This window comes from Mesorhizobium sp. P2_B11 (assembly GCF_056404855.1).
Genome location: NZ_JBFUDF010000013.1, coordinates 13,821 through 32,044 on the forward strand (window position 1 = coordinate 13,821; position 18,224 = coordinate 32,044).

Genomic DNA, 18,224 nt, shown 5'->3' on the forward strand with positions numbered 1-18,224 from the left:
AGCGATCGGCGCCTGCCTGTCGCTTTCATCAGGCGCGTTTGCGTTCCTTGTCCTTTGCAAGGTGGTAGGGCCGCACAAGAACTTCAGCCGGGATACGCCATTCCTTGTTGAGCTTGAAGACCATGTCCATGGTGAGGGCGCGCTTTCGGCTCAACACCTCGGTCGCCCGAGGCGATGACCCGATTACATCGGCCAGGGCTTTGCGCGGAAGGTTGAACAGTTCCATGTGAGAACGAATGGCTTCGACAGGATCCGGCGCTTCGATCGGATAGTGCTTGTCCTCATAAGCCTCGATCAGAGTTGCGAGAACGTCGAAGCGATCACTGTCGGCAGAGCCGACCTCGGGCTCATTCTCAAAATATCTGGTGATCTCGGCAATCGCCCAATCGTAGTCGGCTTCGGTCTTAATGGGTCGAATGTTTTCCATCACACCTTCTCCGGATCGATCTTGTCGTATTCCTTGTGTGTCCCTACGAATTTGATCAGGACACGATGAAACTTGTAGGCGACATGGACAATCAGGCGGTACTTGTTGCCGCCGATGTCGAAAAACACACGATTATCGCCGACAAAATCAACCGTTGCGCCAAACGCAGCCTTGATGTCGGCCGGGCCTTTCCACTCGGCCTTGTCGACGGCGACATACCATGCAGTCAAAGGCGCTTCAGCCTGATTATGCTTGGCCCAAAAGTCCCTCAGTGCCTTCTTGGCAATGATCTGCATGGCTCGATATAGGATATTCCCGGATTGGGAACAAGTGGAATTTTTCCCAATTTGGGAAAGGCGCGAGGCGCCTACTCCGCCGCCTCGGCATAGTGCTGGGGCACATAATTCAAGATCGGGCCGAGCCAGCGCTCGACTTCGGCGAGCGGCATTTCCTTGCGGCGGGCGTAATCCTCGACCTGATCGCGTTCGACCTTGGCGACGCCAAAATAGTAGCTTTCGGGATGCGCGAGATAGAGGCCGGAGACCGACGAGCCCGGCCACATCGCATAGCTTTCAGTCAGGCTGACGCCGGCGTTGCCTTCGCCGTCGAGCAGCCGGAACAATGTTGCCTTCTCGGTATGGTCGGGCTGGGCGGGATAGCCGGGCGCCGGGCGGATGCCGCGATAGGGCTCGCCGATCAGTTCGTCGGGCGCCAGGCTTTCGTCTGCCGCATAGCCCCAGAATTCCTTGCGCACCTTCTCGTGCATGCGCTCGGCGAAGGCTTCGGCAAAACGGTCGGCCAGCGCCTTGACCATGATCGAGGAGTAATCGTCATTGGCGCGTTCGAAACGCTCGGCGATCGCCACTTCCTCGATGCCGGCGGTGACGATGAAGCCGCCGATGTAGTCGGGCTTGCCGATCTCGGCGGGCGCAACGAAATCCGACAGCGCGACATTGGCCTTGCCGTCGCGCTTGGTCAGTTGCTGGCGCAGCGTGAAGAAGGTCGCCAACTCCTGTGAGCGCGCGTCATCCGTGAATAGCCTGATGTCGTCGCCCACCGTATTGGCCGGCCAGAAGCCGATGACGCCACGCGGCGCAAACCATTTTTCGGCGATGATTTTCTTCAGCATCGCCTGTGCGTCCTCGAACAGCTGGCGCGCGGCGGGTCCCTGCGCCTCGTCCTCAAGGATCTTGGGGTAGCGGCCTTTCAACTCCCAGGTCTGGAAGAACGGTGTCCAGTCGATGTAGCGCGAGAGCTCCGTCAGGTCCCAGTTGTCGAACACCTTCACGCCGGTGAAGGTCGGCTTCGGCGGCTGGTAGGCAGACCAGTCGATCTTGTGCGCATTGGCCCTCGCTTTGGCCAGCGGCAGCCGCTGCTTGTCGGCCTCGGAGCGGGCATGGGCGTCGGCGACTTTCTTGTATTCGGCCCGCACCGCGTTGACATAGTCCGCCTTGCCGTCATTCGACAGCAGCGATGAGACCACGCCGACGGCTCGGCTGGCGTCAGTGACATACACCGTCTGCCCCTTGGAATAGCGCGGGTGGATCTTCACCGCCGTGTGCACGCGGCTGGTCGTCGCGCCGCCGATCAGCAGCGGGATATCAAAGCCTTCGCGCTCCATTTCCGAAGCCATGTGCGCCATCTCGTCCAGCGACGGCGTGATCAGGCCAGAGAGGCCGATGATGTCGACATTGTGCTCGCGCGCTGTCTGCAGGATCTTGGCCGCCGGCACCATGACGCCGAGATCAATGATCTCGTAATTGTTGCAGGCGAGAACCACGCCGACGATGTTCTTGCCGATGTCGTGGACATCGCCCTTCACCGTCGCCATCAGGATTTTGCCAGCCGTCTGGCGCTCGCCATTGTCGATGCCGTTGGCGGCGTTGGCCAGTTTCTCCGCCTCCATGTGCGGCAGCAGTCCTGCCACCGCCTGCTTCATCACGCGGGCCGACTTCACCACTTGCGGCAGGAACATTTTTCCGGCGCCAAAGAGGTCGCCGACGACATTCATGCCGGCCATAAGCGGGCCTTCGATGACATGCAGCGGGCGCTCGGCGGCCAGCCGCGCTTCCTCGGTGTCGGCGTCGATGAATTCGGTGATGCCGTTGACCAGCGCATGCGAGATACGCCGTTCGACCGGCAGCTCGCGCCAGGCGAGATCGCGCTCCTTGCCTTCCTTGCCGGCTGCGCCCTTGAAGCGTTCGGCGATCTCCAGCATGCGCTCGGTGGCAGTGCCGCCGGCCCYGGGCGCGCGGTTGAGCACGACATCCTCGCAAGCCTCGCGCAGCTCCGGCTCGATCGTGTCGTAGACGGCCAATTGGCCGGCATTGACGATGCCCATATCCATGCCACGCTGGATGGCATGGTAGAGGAAGACCGCGTGCATGGCCTCGCGCACCGGCTCGTTCCCGCGGAACGAGAAGGACAGGTTCGAGACGCCGCCGGAGATATGGACATGCGGCAGCGTGCCGGTGATCTCGCCGGTGGCTTCGATGAAGTCGACGCCGTAATTGTCGTGCTCCTCGATGCCGGTGGCCACCGCGAAGACGTTGGGGTCGAAGACGATGTCTTCGGGCGGGAAGCCGGCCTGTTCGGTGAGCAGCTTGTAGGCGCGTGTGCAGATCTCGACCTTGCGCGTCTTGGTGTCGGCCTGGCCGGCCTCGTCGAAGGCCATGACGACCACCGCCGCGCCATAGGCACGCACAAGCCTGGCGTGATGCAGGAACGCCTCCTCGCCTTCCTTCATCGAGATGGAGTTGACCAGCGGCTTGCCCTGCACGCATTTCAGGCCGGCCTCGATGATCTCCCATTTCGAGGAGTCGACCATGACGGGCACGCGGGCAATGTCGGGCTCGGCGGCGATCAGATTGAGGTACTCGACCATCGCCTTTTTGGAATCGATCAGGCCCTCGTCCATGTTGATGTCGATGATCTGGGCGCCATTGGCGACCTGGTCGCGCGCCACGTCGAGCGCCGGGACATAGTCGCCCGCCGTGATCAGTTTTCGGAACTTGGCCGACCCCGTGACATTGGTGCGCTCGCCGACATTGACGAAGGGAATCTCGTCGGTCAGCGTGAACGGCTCCAGCCCGGACAGGCGCATCTTGCGCTCGACCTCGGGGATCGCGCGCGGCGGGTATTTCTTCACCGCTTCGGCAATCGCGTGAATATGCTCCGGCGTCGAGCCGCAGCAGCCGCCAACGACATTGACCAACCCTTCCCGCGCAAAATCCTCGATCTGCGCGGCCATGAAGTCCGGGCTCTCGTCATAGCGGCCGAATTCATTGGGCAGGCCGGCATTCGGATAGGCGCAGACGAAAGTGTCGGCGGCACCCGATATCTCGGCCAGATGCGCACGCATGGCGTTGGCGCCGAGCGCGCAGTTGAGGCCGATGGTGAAGGGGCTGGCATGGCGCACCGAGTGCCAGAAGGCGGTCGGCGTCTGGCCCGAGAGCATGCGGCCGGAGAGATCGGTGATGGTGCCCGAAATCATCACTGGCAGATGCACGCCCTTTTCGAGAAAAATCTCGTTGCAGGCGAAGATCGCCGCCTTGGCGTTCAGCGTGTCGAAAATGGTCTCGATCAGGATGATGTCGGCGCCGCCGTCGATCAGGCCGCGCAGCTGCTCGCCATAGGCGATGCGCAAATCGTCGAAGGTGACAGCACGATAGCCGGGATTGTTGACGTCGGGCGACATCGAGGCGGTGCGGTTGGTCGGCCCGAGCGCACCGGCGACGAAACGGCGCTTGCCGTCTTTCTGCTCGGCGCGAATGGCGGCGCGCCGCACCAGCCGTGCGCCGTCGCGGTTCAGTGCGTAGACCGCATCCTCCATGCCGTAATCGGCCTGGGCGATGGAGGTCGAGGAGAAGGTGTTGGTCTCCAAAATGTCGGCGCCGGCGATGGCGTATTGATAGTGGATCTCCTCGATCGCGGCGGGCTGGGTCAGGATCAGGAGGTCGTTGTTGCCCTGCTGGTGGCAGGCGCAGCCGGCATAGGCCTCGCCGCGAAACTGCTCTTCGTCGAAACCGAGGCCCTGGATCTGCGTGCCCATGGCGCCGTCGAGGATGAGGATACGCTCGCGCGCCGCCGCGGTGAGTGCTGCAAGCACTTCCGAACCGTCGGGTTTAGCCGCGACGGGGCCGAACAAAACGTCCAGCGGTGCAGAATTCTGCGACATTTTTTATCCTTGGGGCGACAGTCAAACCCAAGTCACATAAAGACATCTTTATGTCAACATACGCCTTTCAGAGGCGCATGTCACGCCCTTTACGAGAGCGCCGCCCTGTCGCCGGTTCCACCGTCGCGCTAGAGCCCGGCAACAGCGCTGCCTGACATCCGCCTCCTGTCGGCTTCGACCATTTCTTCGGCCAGCTGCTCCAGCCGAACCGTGGGTTGCCAATCGAGGTCGCGACGGGCCCGGGAGGCGTCGCCGGTCAGAAGGTTGATTTCGGCTGGCCTGTAAAACGCCGGATCGACGGAGACGACCGTCTTGCCGGTGGCGCGGTCGATGGCGCGTTCACCGGTTCCCTCCCCCAGCCAGTCCAGAAGAATGCCGGAGGCATTGGCGGCGAAGCCGATGAAATCGCGCACCGAATGGGTGGCGCCGGTGGCAACGACAAAATCCGCAGGGGTTGGCAATTGCAGCATTTTCCACATGGCGCCGACATAGTCCCTGGCATGACCCCAATCGCGCTTTGCGTCGAGGTTGCCGACGCGCAAAGGCGCCTCCCGGTCGAGCGCGTATCGCGCCAGCCCGACCGAGACCTTGCGGGTCAGGAACTCCGCGCCGCGAAGCGGAGATTCGTGGTTGAACAGGATGCCGCTCGAGCAATGCAGCCCGAAGGCCTCCCGGTAATTGACCACGGCCCAATGCGCGAACAGCTTTGCGGTGCCATAAGGGTTGCGCGGATGGAACGGGGTGTTTTCGGACTGCGGGACATGTTCGGCGTTGCCGAACATTTCCGAGCTGGACGCCTGGTAGAACCGCGCTTCCGGCACGATCGTCCTGGCGCATTCGAGCAGCCGCAAGGCGCCGATCCCCACGACTTCGGACGTGTAGATCGGCTGGCGGACAGAGTCGCCGACGAAGCTTTGGCCCGCAAGGTTGTAGACCTCATCCGGACGAACGCTTTCCAACACGGCGCGAATGTTGGAGTCCTCGGTCAGCTCCATCGGCATGAGTTCGATGTCGTCGACAATGTGCAATTCCTGCAGGCGCCAGGTGCTTATCGCGGATGTGCTGCGGATTGTGCCGACAACACGATAGCCCTTTTCCAGCAGAAGCCTTGCGAGGTAGGCTCCATCCTGCCCCGTTACACCCGTCAGCAGCGCTGTCTTTCGTCCCACGGTTCATTCCCTGAGGATCTGCTGTGAAGGGAAGCACGCCTGTTCATCAATCTATGGCAGCCTGTTGCTGGAACATGCAAGTCCTGCCCGCTTATACATCAATGCTGCCGACAGCAACGAAGGCTTCCTATTCCCCCACCACGTCGCGATAGACTCTCACCTCGCCATCCTGGCCGCGAATGCGCCAGTCGTGCCCGTCCTGCGCCTCGATATGGCATGGCCCGAGCGGCACCTTGCCGCCGCCTTCTGGCAGGTCCAGCACATAGACGGGATTGCAGATGCCCGACAGGCGCGCGCGCAGAGCGCCGGCCAGCGCCTGTCCCTCGGCAATGGTGGTGCGCCGATGCGCCATGCCGCGCGCGAGGTCGCCATGGTGCAGGTAATAGGGCTTTACCCCCAGCCGATACATCAACTCGCGGCAGAGCTCTTCCAGCACCTCGACCGTATCGTTGACGCCTTTGAGCAGGACGCTCTGGTTGAGCAGCACGAAGCCTGCCTGGCGCATGGTGCGGCAAGCCAATTCGGTGTCCGACGTGATTTCGCGCGCGTGGTTGAAATGGGTGACGACAGTGACCATCAGCCGGCCCTGCAAGGCGCCTACCAGCCCCGGCGTGATGCGGGAGGGCAGCACGACAGGCACGCGGGTGTGGATGCGCAGCAGCCGCACATGCGCGATCGTCTCGATGCGGGCGCGGACTTCGGCCAGCGCCTTGTCCGGCAGCGACAGCGGATCGCCGCCGGTCAGGATCACCTCGCGGATTTCGGGATGGGTTTCGATATAGGCGAATGCCTCTTCGAGCGCCTCGCGCGTGTAGCCGCGGCCGATCAAGGTAAGGGATTCCTTGCGGAAGCAGAAGCGGCAATAGACCGCGCATTGATAGGTCGGGAACAGAAGCACCCTGTCGGCGTGGCGATGCGTCAGGCGCGGCACGGGGCTGAAGGCATGGTCGGCGATCGGATCGTCGAGCTCGCCGTCCGTTTCCACCAGTTCATCCGGCGACGGAATGATTTGCGCACGGATCGGATCGGCCGGATCGTTCCAGTCGATCAAATCGAGATAGGTTTTCGGAGCACGCACCTTGTGCCGCACGGCCGCCTCCTGCGCCGCCGCGCGCTCGGCCGGCGACAGCGGCAGCGAGGCGAGATCGCGGACATGGCGGACGCCGGCGCGGACGTCGTCCTGCCAGGCGGTGTCGGCATTGGCGGTTTTGAGGTTGATGTCTGTGGTCATTGGAGGTCTCGGAGCAGCAATTTGCGCGGAGCTATCGGCTGGATGACCCGCGGGGTCAACCGTCTATCCGGATGCATAGCGACAGAGCTCCAGCCTCGCCTCGCACCCCGACTTTCGCCGCAATCGACCAGCGCAGCGATTTCGGGCAATCTGACAGACAAGGCATTCCATGGGGAGATGGACGCATCAGGGAGGACTGCCATGAGCAAGATGCCGCGCTATGAGGATGCCATTCAGCGCTTTCGCATCGAGGACGAAATCGCCCGGTTGCATGGCAACCCTGCAACCGGCATCAATGCCTATGTCGAATGCTGCGGCCGCTATATCGGTGAAAACCGGCTGGCGTTGCGCGCGATCTCGGCCAGCGGGACTTTGAGCGAATTCAGCTTCGACGATCTCGCCGACATGTCGGGCCGCGCCGCCAATGTGCTCAAGGCTGCCGGCGTCGGTGCCGGCGATGTCGTCGCCGGCATGCTGCCGCGCATTCCCGAACTGGTGGCGCTGATCCTCGGCACATGGCGGATCGGCGCGGTCTACCAGCCGCTGTTCACGGCCTTCGGCCCGAAGGCCATCGAGCATCGTCTCTTCTATAGCGGCGCCAGGATCGTGGTGACCAACCCGGCCAATCGCGGCAAGCTCGACGAGGTCGAGACATCAGCGAAAATCGCGACCATTCCTGGCCCCGGCGAGGCGCTGCCGCAAGGCGACATCGATTTCCGCGCCGCGCTTGCCGCCGCCTCGCCCGACTGCCAGCCGGTGATGCGCAAGGGCGGCGACCTGTTCATGATGATGTCGACCTCCGGCACGACCGGTCTGCCAAAGGGCGTGCCGGTGCCGCTCAACGCCCTGCTCGCCTTCGGCGCCTATATGCGCGACGCGATCGGGCTTCGGGCCGACGATGTCTTCTGGAATATCGCCGATCCCGGCTGGGCCTACGGCCTCTACTACGCCATCACCGGTCCGTTGCAGCTCGGCATAGCCACCACCTTCTACGAAGGCGCCTTCAACGCCAAAAGCACCTACGACATTATCGAGCGGCTCGGCGTCACCAGCCTTGCCGGCTCGCCCACCGCCTACCGCCTGCTGATGGCGGAGGGGCCCGAGGCCGCCGCCCGTGTCAAAGGCAGGCTGCGCGTGGTGAGCAGCGCCGGCGAGCCGCTCAACCCGGAAGTGATCCGCTGGTTCGACGCAAATCTCGCCGCCCCCATCCACGACCATTACGGCCAGACCGAGAACGGCATGATGGTCAACAACCATCACGGCCTCTCGCACCCGGTACGCCAAGGTTCGGCGGGTTTCCCGATGCCGGGCTACCGCATGGTGGTGCTGGACGATGCCGGCAACGAGCTCGGCCCCAACCAGCCCGGCATCCTCGCCGTCGACATCGAAAAATCCCCGCTGCGCTGGTTCGAGGGTTATCATCAGGCCGAGACGCCGGCGATCGCGGGCGGCTATTACCGCACCGGCGACACGGTGGAGTACGAGCCAGACGGTTCGGTGTCCTTCATCGGCCGCGCCGACGACGTCATCACCTCGGCCGGCTACCGCATCGGGCCTTTCGACGTCGAAAGCGCGCTGATCGAGCATCCGGCGGTCAACGAGGCGGCGGTGGTCGGCGTGCCCGACCCGCAGCGCACCGAGATCGTCAAGGCTTTCGTGGTGCTGGCGCCGGCCTACCAGGGCAACCCGGACCTCGCCGAAGAACTTGCCCAGCATGTGAAGAAACGGCTCTCCGCGCACTCCTACCCGCGCGAGGTGGAATTCGTCACCGAGCTGCCGAAGACGCCGAGCGGCAAGATCCAGCGGTTTTTGCTGAGGAAGGCGGAGGTGGAGAAACGCAATGCAGGTTGAAGTCTTCGATCTTCAAGCGTCCAAAACCCCTTCTCGTTGATTTCCGCCACGCAATAGCCGCGAAGTCTCCGGAGGCTCTCAGGCCTGTCGACATCAATGAGGGGGAGACTGCGTCATGCGCATGGTCTGGACGTTTCTGTTCGCGCTCGTGAGCAGCGTGGCTTTCGCGGCCTCGCCGGAGGATGACTATATCGCCGCGCGCGACAAGGCGATTGCGGCCATCGCGGCGCTGAACAGCGCCAACGCGGCCATCGAAACGATCGACGCCGAGAACGAGAAGGCGCTGGCCGACCTGCAACAGCGGCTTGCCGGCATCGTCGGCCCGCTCTCGGTCAAGGATTTTCCGGCGACCGGCACGATCAATGTCGAAAGCCTCAGCGACTCCGACATCGGCTCCGGCATGCTCGACGGGCTGCGCTACACCAAAGGCGACGACGGCCCCAGCCTGGTGGCAACGACGCGAGGGCTGCTGGAGCGCTGGCTCAAGGCCAAAGCTGCCGACACCGACGAGAGTTTCAAACTGCCCGCCGGCATCGATGCCGCGCTGAAGGTGGATGCTTTCTATACCCAGGCGATCAACAGCGACGCAGCCTTTGAGGGAACGCTCGACTTTCCGCTAAGGAAGCCGCAAGGCGCCGAGATCGCCTTCGCGCGGCTCGGCGGCTGGACGCAGGATGTCGGGCCGATCTACGAGCAGGAAGTCATCGTTACGCTCGTCAAAGGCGACAGCGTCAGAATCATGGCAGCGCCGGCTGCCCCTTCCGTTCCGAAGATCGCCACCTGCGACGCCGTCTGGGTTGCTGCGGACGCCGCTGCGCAGAAATTCCAGGAGGCCTACCAGGCCTCAGACCTCAAGGACGAAAAAGCGTTCGATTCCTCAAATGCCGCCTGGGACAAGGGCGACAGCGACTACCGCGCCTGCATGGGCCAACATTTGCCGGGAGACCCGGCCTTTCCGGCGCTGCTTGCCCAGGCGCAGGCGCTGGCCGATCAGATGGCGGGAAAGTAAGGCTTCGGGACAGGCCCTGCGCGGCAAGATCCCGTCGGCTTTTTTCGATTTCGGACATGAAGGTTGCGAGCGGCGTCCTACGCCGCTTGCGAAATTCATTGTTCAGAAACCGATTCTGACCTTTGTTTCGCCTGAGTCCACTCGGCTTTTCGTACCTATGCTGACAACCGAGATCTCAGCGTTTATTCTAAGGGCGCCCTTGAAGTTCAAATTTAAGCTTTAGCTACTACGGTCGACCCACGGACTACTGTCCTGGAAAGGTATTCGGATCGAATTGGCAGGAGCGAAATTCAATCCCGGCCGGTTGAAACAGGCCATTTTTTCTTCCGCCAACTTGCCGGCGGCGATCGCCTTTGTTGTGCTTCTCGTCTGTGCCGTGGTTGCCGACCAGAGGAACAGCGAAGTCTCCGATCAGCTGGCGCGCGCCGATGTGCTCGCCAAGGTCAACATCATACGCGCCAAGCTTGAAGGCAACATTACCGGCAATCTCCAGCTGGTTCAGGGTCTCGTTTCGACGGTCGTTACCGAGCCCTATATGGGCCAGCAGAGATTTGCCGCACTCGCCCGTAACCTCTTCGAGCAAAAATCGCAGTTGCGCGACGTTGCCGGCGCGCCCGACCTCGTCATCACGCTGATATATCCGCTGGAAGGCAATGAAAAAGCCGTCGGGCTGGACTACCGCAAGAGCGATACGCAACGCATGGCTGCGCTTCGGGCTCGCGACCAGCGCGCGCTGGTGCTCGCCGGGCCGGTCAAGCTGGCACAGGGCGGGCGTGGCTTCATCGGCCGTATCCCGGTCTTCGTGCCGACGGCGGGTGGCGGCGACCGTTTTTGGGGGATCGTCTCGGCCGTCATCGATGTGGATCGGCTCTACGCTGCCAGCGGACTGACCGACCCTGAGCTCGATATCGATGTGGCGCTTATCGGCAAGGATGCGCTGGGCGGCGGCGGCGAACTGTTCTTCGGCGGCGACAATGTCGTGGCCAGCAATCCGGTGACGGCAGAGGTGCAACTGCCTTCAGGCTCCTGGCAGATTTCGGCGATACCGAAGGGCGGCTGGCCGGGCGCTCCGAAAAATGAATGGCTGTTGCGGGCGCTGATGGGGCTCGCCGGCGCGCTGGTGGTGCTGCCGATCCTGGTGGCCGGGCGTCTTTTCGGTGAACGACAGAAAAATGACGCCGAGTTGAGGCGCCTGTCCAGGCGGCTGGAGCTGGCACTGGAAGCCTCGGGGATAGGCGTGTGGGAGCACGACCTCGTCAGCAACGAGCTCGTATGGGACGACCGCATCAACGAAATCTATGGCAAGCCCGCCGACGGCAAGACCCGCGGCTATGACGACTGGGCGCTGGCGATCCACCCTGACGATTTCGAGCGGGCGAAAGCGGACTTCGATTCGGCTGCCGCGACACAGGGCCCCTACTCTTCGCAGTATCGGATTGTGCGTCCGGACGGCACCATACGGCACGTCCGCACACGCGCCAGTTTCTTCCAGGACATCAACGGCGGATCAAAAATGATCGGCGCTGAATGGGACGTGACCTGGGACGTGCTGCTCAACGAGAATCTCGTGCGGGAACGTCGGCTTTCAGAATCGAAGAATGCCGAACTGAATGCAGCCAAGGCCCGCATCGAGCATGTCGCGCTGCACGATTCGCTGACCGGCCTGCCCAACCGTCGGTATCTGGACGAGATGCTTGCCGAAAACCCCGAAGCCGAGGGCCGGGCTGCCTTGCTGCATCTCGACCTTGACCGCTTCAAGCAGATCAACGACACGCTCGGCCACGCAGCGGGCGATGCATTGCTGGTGCATGCTTCGAAAGTCATCAAAGCCAGTGTCGGCGGTGCCGATTTCGTTGCGCGCATCGGCGGCGACGAGTTTGTCGTGCTGAGCCATGGTCGCGACGACAAGGAGCTCGCCGCGCTTGCCGACCACATCATCGACGCCATGCGCCAGCCGGTCGACTATATGGGTCACCAGTGCCGGTTCGGCGTCAGCATCGGCATTGCAGCCAATAGCGGCGTCGACGCCAAGCAGCTGCTCGTCAATACCGATCTGGCGCTGTACCGGGCGAAAGGCCGTGGCCGCAACCGCTACGAGTTTTTCAACGAAGAGCTGCAGAACGAGATCGTACGGACCAAGCAGACCGCCGACGAAATTCTGGGCGGCCTGGAGCGGAACGAATTCGTCGTCTACTATCAGCCGCAGTTCGACGCCAGGACGCTGGAGATCGTCGGCGTCGAAGCACTGTCGCGCTGGGATCATCCGCAACGCGGCGTGCTGACCCCCGACGCCTACATCAAGGTGGCTGAAGAACTCAATGTCGTGGCGCATATCGATCGCACAGTCCTGACGCAGGCGCTTGATAATTTCGAGCGCTGGTCGAGCAGCCACCTCAATATCCCGCGCGTGTCGGTCAACGTCTCCGCCAGGCGGCTGGAGGACAAGGGCCTGATCAAAGGGTTGCGCAAGCTTGCCATCAAGAAAGGGACCGTGTCGTTCGAGCTGGTGGAGTCCATTTTCCTCGACGAGAACGACGAACTGGTCACTTGGAACATCGAACACATCAAGGGGCTCGGCATCGACATCGAGATCGACGATTTCGGCACCGGACATGCCTCGATCGTCTCGCTCCTGAAGTTGCGGCCGCGTCGCCTCAAGATCGATCGCCAGCTGGTCATACCCATCACCAGCTCAACCGCGCAGCGGCAGCTGGTGTCGTCCATCATCGACATCGGCAAGTCGCTCGGTATCGAAGTGATCGCCGAGGGCGTCGAGACGATGGAGCACGCGCAGATCCTGAAGGAGCTTGGCTGCGATATCCTGCAAGGCTTCCTGTTCGGCTACCCGATGGACGCAAAAGCCTTCAAGGCGTTCGCCCAGTCACGCAAATGGCTGGCGGCGAGCTGAAGCCCCAAGGCAAGCGCTAGCTGCGCAGCCCCGGCGCTTCCTGCCCCGTGCGCTCGACATATTCGGTATAGCCGCCGCCATAGGTGTGGATGCCTTCGGGCGTCAGTTCCAGCACGCGGTTCGACAGTGCCGCCAGGAAATGGCGGTCGTGCGAGACGAACAGCATCGTGCCTTCATACTGCGACAGCGCCGTGATCAGCATTTCCTTGGTGGTGATGTCGAGATGGTTGGTCGGCTCGTCCAGCACCAGAAGATTGGGCGGATCGAACAACATCAGCGCCATCACCAGCCGCGCCTTCTCGCCGCCTGACAGCACGCGGCATTTCTTCTCGATCTCGTCGCCGGAGAAACCGAAGCAGCCGGCGAGTGCCCTGAGCGGCGCCTGGCCGGCCTGCGGAAACGCGTCCTCCAGCGTCTGGAACACGGTGCGCTCGCCCTCCAGCACTTCCATGGCGTGCTGGGCGAAATAGCCCATCTTGACGCTTGGACCGCGCGCGACCGTGCCGGCATCGGGGTCGGAGGCGCCTGCGACGAGCTTCAAGAGCGTCGACTTGCCGGCGCCGTTGACGCCCATGATGCACCAGCGCTCGCGGCGACGGACCTGGAAATCGAGCCCCTCATAGATCGAGCGGCTGCCGTACCCCTTGTGGACGTTCTTCAGCGTCACGACATCCTCGCCGCAGCGCGGCGCCGGCTGGAAGTCGAAATTGACGATCTGGCGGCGCTTGGGCGGCTCGACGCGGTCGATCTTGTCGAGCTTCTTCACCCGGCTCTGCACCTGTGCGGCATGCGAAGCACGCGCCTTGAAACGCTCGATGAAGGCGATCTCCTTGGCCAGCATCGCCTGCTGGCGCTCGAACTGCGCCTGCTGCTGCTTGTCGGCGATCGCCCGCTGCTGCTGGTAGAATTCGTAGTTGCCGGAATAGGCGGTGAGCGAACCGGCGTCGATCTCGACCACCTTGTTGACGATGCGGTTCATGAACTCGCGGTCGTGCGAGGTCATCAGCAGCGCGCCGTCATAACCCTTCAAAAACTGCTCCAGCCAGATCAGGCTTTCGAGATCGAGATGGTTCGACGGCTCGTCGAGCAGCATGACGTCGGGGCGCATCAACAGGATGCGGGCCAGCGCGACGCGCATCTTCCAGCCGCCGGAGAGTTTTCCGACATCGCCGTCCATCATCTCCTGCGAGAAGCCGAGGCCGTCGAGCACCTCGCGGGCGCGGCCGTCGAGCGCATAGCCGTCGAGCTCCTCGAAGCGATGTTGCGCCTCGCCATACTGTTCGATGATCTCGTCCATCCGGTCGGCCTGGTCGGGATCGGCCATGGCCGCCTCGAGTTCGGCCATTTCGGCCGCGACATCGCTGACCGGCCCGGCGCCGTTCATCACTTCGGCGACCGCACTATGGCCCGCCATGTCGCCGACATCCTGGCTGAAATAGCCGATGGTGACGCCACGATCGACCTGGACCTGGCCCTCGTCGGGCTGCTCCTGGCCGGTGATCATGCGAAACAGCGTCGTCTTGCCGGCGCCGTTCGGCCCGACGAGGCCGACCTTCTCGCCCTTCTGCAAGGCAGCCGAGGCCTCGATGAAGACGATCTGGCGGCCGTTCTGCTTGCCGATGCTTTCAAGACGGATCATGGGGCGGTCCGGGGGAGTTGGTGCAAAGTTGAGGGATTTGCCCGGGGCCATACGCGAATGAGCGCAAGGAGGGAAGAGCGCAAACGCCGCAGACAGCTAACAGAGATTGGCAAAGGCGGCGGTGACAGCCGATCTCCCCCCAAGTGGGGGAGATGGCCGGCAGGCCAGAGGGGGGGCGCGAAGGTACGCGACGTTTGATTTCAACCGCATCGAGCGGCGGCTGACATTCGGGGCGCTTTGGAACCACTTGGAGGCTAGAGATGCTGGCGGGACAGCGCCCCCCTCTGCCCTGCCGGGCATCTCCCCCACGAGGGGGGAGATTGGCAGTTTCGGCGCCGCGCTTTACCGCGCGTCGTGGAAGATGATCCCCACCGTATGCCGCTTGCCTGAGCGCAGGCGGCTGACGCCATGCCGGAGATTGACACGGTAGTGACCCTTCGTGCCCTGCACCGGTCGGTTGTGGACGGCGAAGACGACCGCGTCGCCCTGGGTCAGCGGCACCACTTCGGCGCGGCTCTGCATGCGCGGGCGCTGTTCGGTCAGCACGAACTCGCCACCGGTGAAATCCTCGCCCGGTTGCGACAGCAGGATCGCCACCTGCAGCGGGAAAGCGAGATCGCCATAGAGGTCCTGGTGCAGACAGTTGAAGTCGCCGGGGCCGTACTGGAGGAGAAGCGGCGTTGGTCTTGTCTGGCCGTTTTCGTGGCAAAGCTGGAGGAAGTCGGTGTGGTCGGCGGGATAGCGCTGGGCAACGCCCATGCGCTCGTTCCAGTCGTTGGCGACGGCGGCCAGCCTGGGGTATAGCGCGGTGCGCAGGCCGCCGATGGGATCGGGCAGCGGGTAGCGGAAATAGCGGTACTCGCCCTTGCCGAAGCCGTGGCGGGCCATCACCACATGGCTGCGGAAATGTTCCTCATGCGGATAGAGCGCGGCGATGTCGGCGCATTCCTGAGATGAGAGCAAAGCCGGCATGACGGCTGAGCCGTAGGCGTTGAGTTCCGAGGCAAGAGCGCCCCAGTCCTGCGCGGCAACGCGCGCTTCGGCCGAACGGGTTGCGCGTTTGGTGGTTAGGGAATGGACGGTCATGGATGCCTCCTTTGCTTGTTGGCAAAGTGGGGCGAAGGAGAGGTGCTAACCACCCGATTCCTGCGGAGGTGGCGAAGCTGCTGATCTCCCCCCTTGCGGGGGTTGAGGAATGGTCCGCGAAGCGGACGGAAGCCAATTGCTTGGCTTTCCGAATGACGAAAGCCGGCAGGCCAGAGGGGGGCGCGAAGGATCGCCAACCTCGCTCGATCCAGGCCTGGACGCACTATGATGGATTGACAGGCGGGCGGGACAGCGCCCCCCTCTGTCCTGCCGGACATCTCCCCCACGAGGGGGGAGATTAGCAGCCTCACCGCCTCCGATACGCCTCCAGCTCCGGGTCCAGATCGACCCGGACCGCGTTCGTAAACACGCAGGTCGCCACCATGATGCCGGCGAAGGCGACGAGATTGACCAGCAGCGTGTCGTCGTAGCGGGTCTTGAGTGCCGCCCAGATATCGTCGGGAACCGCGTTGCCACCCGCGGCGACTGCCTTGCCGAATTCGATCAGCAACGCCTCGTCGGAAGTGGGAACAATTGCCTCGGGCTCCAAGCCGCTATCGATCAGCGCGCGGCGGAAGAAGGTGACGGGAATCTCGGCGCGGCATTTCCCAGCGATCGCCAGCGACAACAGCCAGATGGCGCGGTCGTCGAGCGTCGGCCTTAGCAGATCGCGCAGCGTGAACCATTCGGCATAGATGCGGTGCGCCGCGGGCGAGTGCAGCAAGATGCGCTTCATGTTGGTCATGCGCCCGCGCAGGCCAAGCTCCCTGTCGTGCTCGGCGCGGATGTCTTGCGATGCCGTCGCGTAGTCGATCGGCGGGATCATGGCCATCGGATGGTCCTTGGTTGGCGGGCGAGGACGTTCTGCTTCACCCAAGCGTCGCGTGCAGTTCCGGCGTGGCGCGCAGCGTGTTGGATACCGTGCAGATCGCCTCGGCATCCTCGACGATGCGCTGCTTGGTCGCCGCGTCGAGATCGCCTGCGATGTCCAGCCTGATGTTGAACTTTTCGACACGCGACGGTTCGTCCTTCGCCTTCTCGCCGCTGACCTCGGCGCGCACCTCGCCAAGCGCGGCGGCAACGCCAAGCTTGGAGGCGGCGATGCGGGCGCTGAGCACCATGCAGGCGGCGAGCGAGGCATAGAGCAGGTCGAGCGGATTGAAGCCCGGCGCGCTGACCCCGGTGACGACATCGAGCGTGCCGCCGGTCGGCGTCGTGATGGAAGGCAAGCCGCCCGGCTGCAGTGTCGCCGTCGCGCCGGTGACGCGGGTCCTGATCTTGAGTTCCGCCATTTCAACTCTCCTTTCGGGGCCGGGCAAGATGCAAGGCGCAGCCGCCCTGGCGGCGCGATCTGCCACGCAATGCCGGTATATGGTAGTCTCGGGGCCGACATCGCAACATCGACCGACGAACAATCGTCTGCTTCGAGGTTCAGCAATGAAGCGCAGTTTCATTTTAGCTGTGATTGCCGGCGCTGGCCTGCTCTGCGGTGCCGCATTTTTGATTGTCGGTCCGTCCCCGGTCTCGCCAGACGCCATCCAGTCGTCGGTTGTTCGTACCCCGGCATTGATCGACAGCGCCTGGAAGTTGCCCGTGGCTGCTAGCTTCAATGCCAACCTTGACTGGCAATCGAACGGGTCACGCTGCGGGCCGGCAAGTGTTGCAAACACATTCCGCTCGATCGGCGAAGAGGAGACGACCGAAGCCGAAGTGCTGGCGGGAACCGGAAGGTGCTGGACCGGCTTTTGCATCGTGGGTCTGACGCTGGACGAGCTTGCCGACGTCGCTCAGGCAAAAACCGGGCGCAAGGTCTCCGTGCTTCGGAATTTGAGCGCCGACGAGTTCCGCGAGCACATGAAGCACGCCAACGACCCCGGCCGCCGCTACATCATCAACTTTACCCGAGAGACGATATTCGGCGCCGGCAGTGGTCATTTTTCACCGATCGGCGGCTATCTGGAGGCCGAGGACTTGGTCTTCGTTCTCGACGTCAACGAGCGCTACAAGCCCTGGCTGATCGAGCGTGAACGCCTGTTCTCGGCCATGGACACAATCGACAGCGACGGCGACAAGAAGCGCGGCTTGCTGCTGATCGAATGACACCTAGCCCGCCGGCTAGCTGGCAGTCCGGCGATGCTCCAGCTACCGTGGTCACACATCCGTTATGCTCGGAAAACACAACGCATTTGATTAGACACGACCGGCAGATCTGTGCCTACTGCATTATCCACGGGGATGCGGATAACCGAGGAGAGGCCCATGATAGCGCTTACTGTAAACGGCGAGGATCGCAGTGTCGACGTGCCGGACGACATGCCGTTATTGTGGGTGTTGCGCGACGTCATCGGGCTGACCGGCACGAAGTTCGGTTGCGGCATCGCCCAGTGCGGCGCCTGCACGGTGCAGCTTGACGGGCAACCGGTGCGCTCCTGCGTGTTGCCGGTGGCTGCGGTCGGCCAGCGCCATGTCACCACGGTCGAAGCGATCGGGGCGACGCCAAGCGGCAAGAAGGTACAGGATGCATGGCTCGACCTGGAGGTCATCCAGTGCGGCTATTGCCAGTCCGGCCAGATCATGTCGGCCTCGGCGCTCTTGGATCGCAATCCCAATCCGAGCGACAGCGATATCGATGCGGCAATGTCCGGCAATATCTGCAGGTGCGGCACCTATACGCGCATAAGAGCGGCCATCAAACAGGCCGCCAAGGCCTGAGGGAGATAGCCAGCC

General features: G+C 63.1%; 14 protein-coding genes. 5 read left to right on the forward strand and 9 right to left on the reverse strand.

The window, feature by feature from the left end:
* Positions 1 to 28: 28 nt before the first annotated feature.
* From AC1DYJ_RS29825 to AC1DYJ_RS29845, 5 genes are all read right to left on the reverse strand, one after another.
* Complete coding sequence (locus AC1DYJ_RS29825) at positions 29 to 427, reverse strand: helix-turn-helix domain-containing protein (RefSeq protein ID WP_477283161.1); 399 nt, start codon at positions 425 to 427, stop codon at positions 29 to 31.
* Positions 427 to 723 (reverse strand): type II toxin-antitoxin system HigB family toxin, encoded by a 297-nt coding sequence (locus tag AC1DYJ_RS29830; RefSeq protein ID WP_477283162.1) that lies wholly within the window; start codon positions 721 to 723, stop codon positions 427 to 429. Before AC1DYJ_RS29830 ends, AC1DYJ_RS29825 begins: the two co-directional genes overlap by 1 nt.
* A gap of 71 nt (positions 724 to 794) precedes the next feature.
* A complete protein-coding gene (gene metH / locus AC1DYJ_RS29835) occupies positions 795 to 4,604 on the reverse strand; it encodes a methionine synthase (RefSeq protein ID WP_477426340.1) in 3,810 nt (1,269 codons plus the stop codon).
* A gap of 128 nt (positions 4,605 to 4,732) precedes the next feature.
* Positions 4,733 to 5,773 (reverse strand): GDP-mannose 4,6-dehydratase, encoded by a 1,041-nt coding sequence (gene gmd / locus AC1DYJ_RS29840; RefSeq protein WP_477283166.1) that lies wholly within the window; start codon positions 5,771 to 5,773, stop codon positions 4,733 to 4,735.
* 127 nt (positions 5,774 to 5,900) lie between these two features.
* Entirely contained in the window at positions 5,901 to 7,004 is a 1,104-nt protein-coding gene (locus tag AC1DYJ_RS29845; protein WP_477283168.1) for a KamA family radical SAM protein, read from the reverse strand.
* 201 nt (positions 7,005 to 7,205) lie between these two features.
* Between AC1DYJ_RS29845 and AC1DYJ_RS29850 the strand changes: the two genes are divergently transcribed.
* The 3 genes from AC1DYJ_RS29850 to AC1DYJ_RS29860 all read left to right on the forward strand — a co-directional run bounded on the left by AC1DYJ_RS29850 (position 7,206) and on the right by AC1DYJ_RS29860 (position 12,772).
* Complete coding sequence (locus tag AC1DYJ_RS29850) at positions 7,206 to 8,855, forward strand: acyl-CoA synthetase (RefSeq protein ID WP_477283170.1); 1,650 nt, start codon at positions 7,206 to 7,208, stop codon at positions 8,853 to 8,855.
* Positions 8,856 to 8,970: 115 nt separating this feature from the next.
* Entirely contained in the window at positions 8,971 to 9,864 is an 894-nt protein-coding gene (locus AC1DYJ_RS29855; protein ID WP_477283172.1) for a hypothetical protein, read from the forward strand.
* 304 nt (positions 9,865 to 10,168) lie between these two features.
* Entirely contained in the window at positions 10,169 to 12,772 is a 2,604-nt protein-coding gene (locus AC1DYJ_RS29860) for a bifunctional diguanylate cyclase/phosphodiesterase (RefSeq protein WP_477283344.1), read from the forward strand.
* A gap of 16 nt (positions 12,773 to 12,788) precedes the next feature.
* Here AC1DYJ_RS29860 and AC1DYJ_RS29865 read toward each other — a convergent pair whose 3' ends face one another.
* The 4 genes from AC1DYJ_RS29865 to AC1DYJ_RS29880 all read right to left on the reverse strand — a co-directional run bounded on the left by AC1DYJ_RS29865 (position 12,789) and on the right by AC1DYJ_RS29880 (position 16,789).
* On the reverse strand, positions 12,789 to 14,411 hold the full coding sequence (locus tag AC1DYJ_RS29865) for an ABC-F family ATP-binding cassette domain-containing protein (RefSeq protein WP_477283174.1): 1,623 nt from the start codon (positions 14,409 to 14,411) through the stop codon (positions 12,789 to 12,791).
* A 342-nt stretch (positions 14,412 to 14,753) separates the two neighbouring features.
* The gene (locus AC1DYJ_RS29870) at positions 14,754 to 15,497 is read right to left on the reverse strand and encodes a 2OG-Fe(II) oxygenase (RefSeq protein ID WP_477283176.1); all 744 of its coding nucleotides are present in this window, start codon (positions 15,495 to 15,497) and stop codon (positions 14,754 to 14,756) included.
* A gap of 307 nt (positions 15,498 to 15,804) precedes the next feature.
* Positions 15,805 to 16,329 (reverse strand): carboxymuconolactone decarboxylase family protein, encoded by a 525-nt coding sequence (locus AC1DYJ_RS29875; RefSeq protein WP_477283178.1) that lies wholly within the window; start codon positions 16,327 to 16,329, stop codon positions 15,805 to 15,807.
* 37 nt (positions 16,330 to 16,366) lie between these two features.
* Positions 16,367 to 16,789: an OsmC family protein gene (locus tag AC1DYJ_RS29880; RefSeq protein ID WP_477426341.1), complete on the reverse strand. Its 423-nt coding sequence runs from the start codon at positions 16,787 to 16,789 to the stop codon at positions 16,367 to 16,369.
* A gap of 145 nt (positions 16,790 to 16,934) precedes the next feature.
* Here AC1DYJ_RS29880 and AC1DYJ_RS29885 point away from each other — a divergent pair, with 145 nt between their 5' ends.
* Together AC1DYJ_RS29885 and AC1DYJ_RS29890 are read left to right on the forward strand one after the other, a co-directional pair.
* Complete coding sequence (locus AC1DYJ_RS29885; protein ID WP_477283181.1) at positions 16,935 to 17,597, forward strand: phytochelatin synthase family protein; 663 nt, start codon at positions 16,935 to 16,937, stop codon at positions 17,595 to 17,597.
* 159 nt (positions 17,598 to 17,756) lie between these two features.
* Positions 17,757 to 18,209 (forward strand): (2Fe-2S)-binding protein, encoded by a 453-nt coding sequence (locus tag AC1DYJ_RS29890; protein WP_477283183.1) that lies wholly within the window; start codon positions 17,757 to 17,759, stop codon positions 18,207 to 18,209.
* The last annotated feature ends 15 nt before the right edge of the window (positions 18,210 to 18,224 follow it).

Bases quoted from the DNA above. Each gene is read 5' to 3' on its own strand.
- AC1DYJ_RS29890 (WP_477283183.1), top strand. From the start codon at position 17,757: ATGATAGCGCTTACTGTAAACGGCGAGGATCGCAGTGTCGACGTGCCG.
- AC1DYJ_RS29825 (WP_477283161.1), bottom strand. From the start codon at position 427: ATGGAAAACATTCGACCCATTAAGACCGAAGCCGACTACGATTGGGCG.
- AC1DYJ_RS29850 (WP_477283170.1), top strand. From the start codon at position 7,206: ATGAGCAAGATGCCGCGCTATGAGGATGCCATTCAGCGCTTTCGCATC.
- AC1DYJ_RS29830 (WP_477283162.1), bottom strand. From the start codon at position 723: ATGCAGATCATTGCCAAGAAGGCACTGAGGGACTTTTGGGCCAAGCAT.
- AC1DYJ_RS29880 (WP_477426341.1), bottom strand. From the start codon at position 16,789: ATGGCGGAACTCAAGATCAGGACCCGCGTCACCGGCGCGACGGCGACA.
- AC1DYJ_RS29875 (WP_477283178.1), bottom strand. From the start codon at position 16,329: ATGGCCATGATCCCGCCGATCGACTACGCGACGGCATCGCAAGACATC.
- AC1DYJ_RS29865 (WP_477283174.1), bottom strand. From the start codon at position 14,411: ATGATCCGTCTTGAAAGCATCGGCAAGCAGAACGGCCGCCAGATCGTC.
- AC1DYJ_RS29845 (WP_477283168.1), bottom strand. From the start codon at position 7,004: ATGACCACAGACATCAACCTCAAAACCGCCAATGCCGACACCGCCTGG.
- AC1DYJ_RS29885 (WP_477283181.1), top strand. From the start codon at position 16,935: ATGAAGCGCAGTTTCATTTTAGCTGTGATTGCCGGCGCTGGCCTGCTC.
- AC1DYJ_RS29870 (WP_477283176.1), bottom strand. From the start codon at position 15,497: ATGACCGTCCATTCCCTAACCACCAAACGCGCAACCCGTTCGGCCGAA.
- AC1DYJ_RS29855 (WP_477283172.1), top strand. From the start codon at position 8,971: ATGCGCATGGTCTGGACGTTTCTGTTCGCGCTCGTGAGCAGCGTGGCT.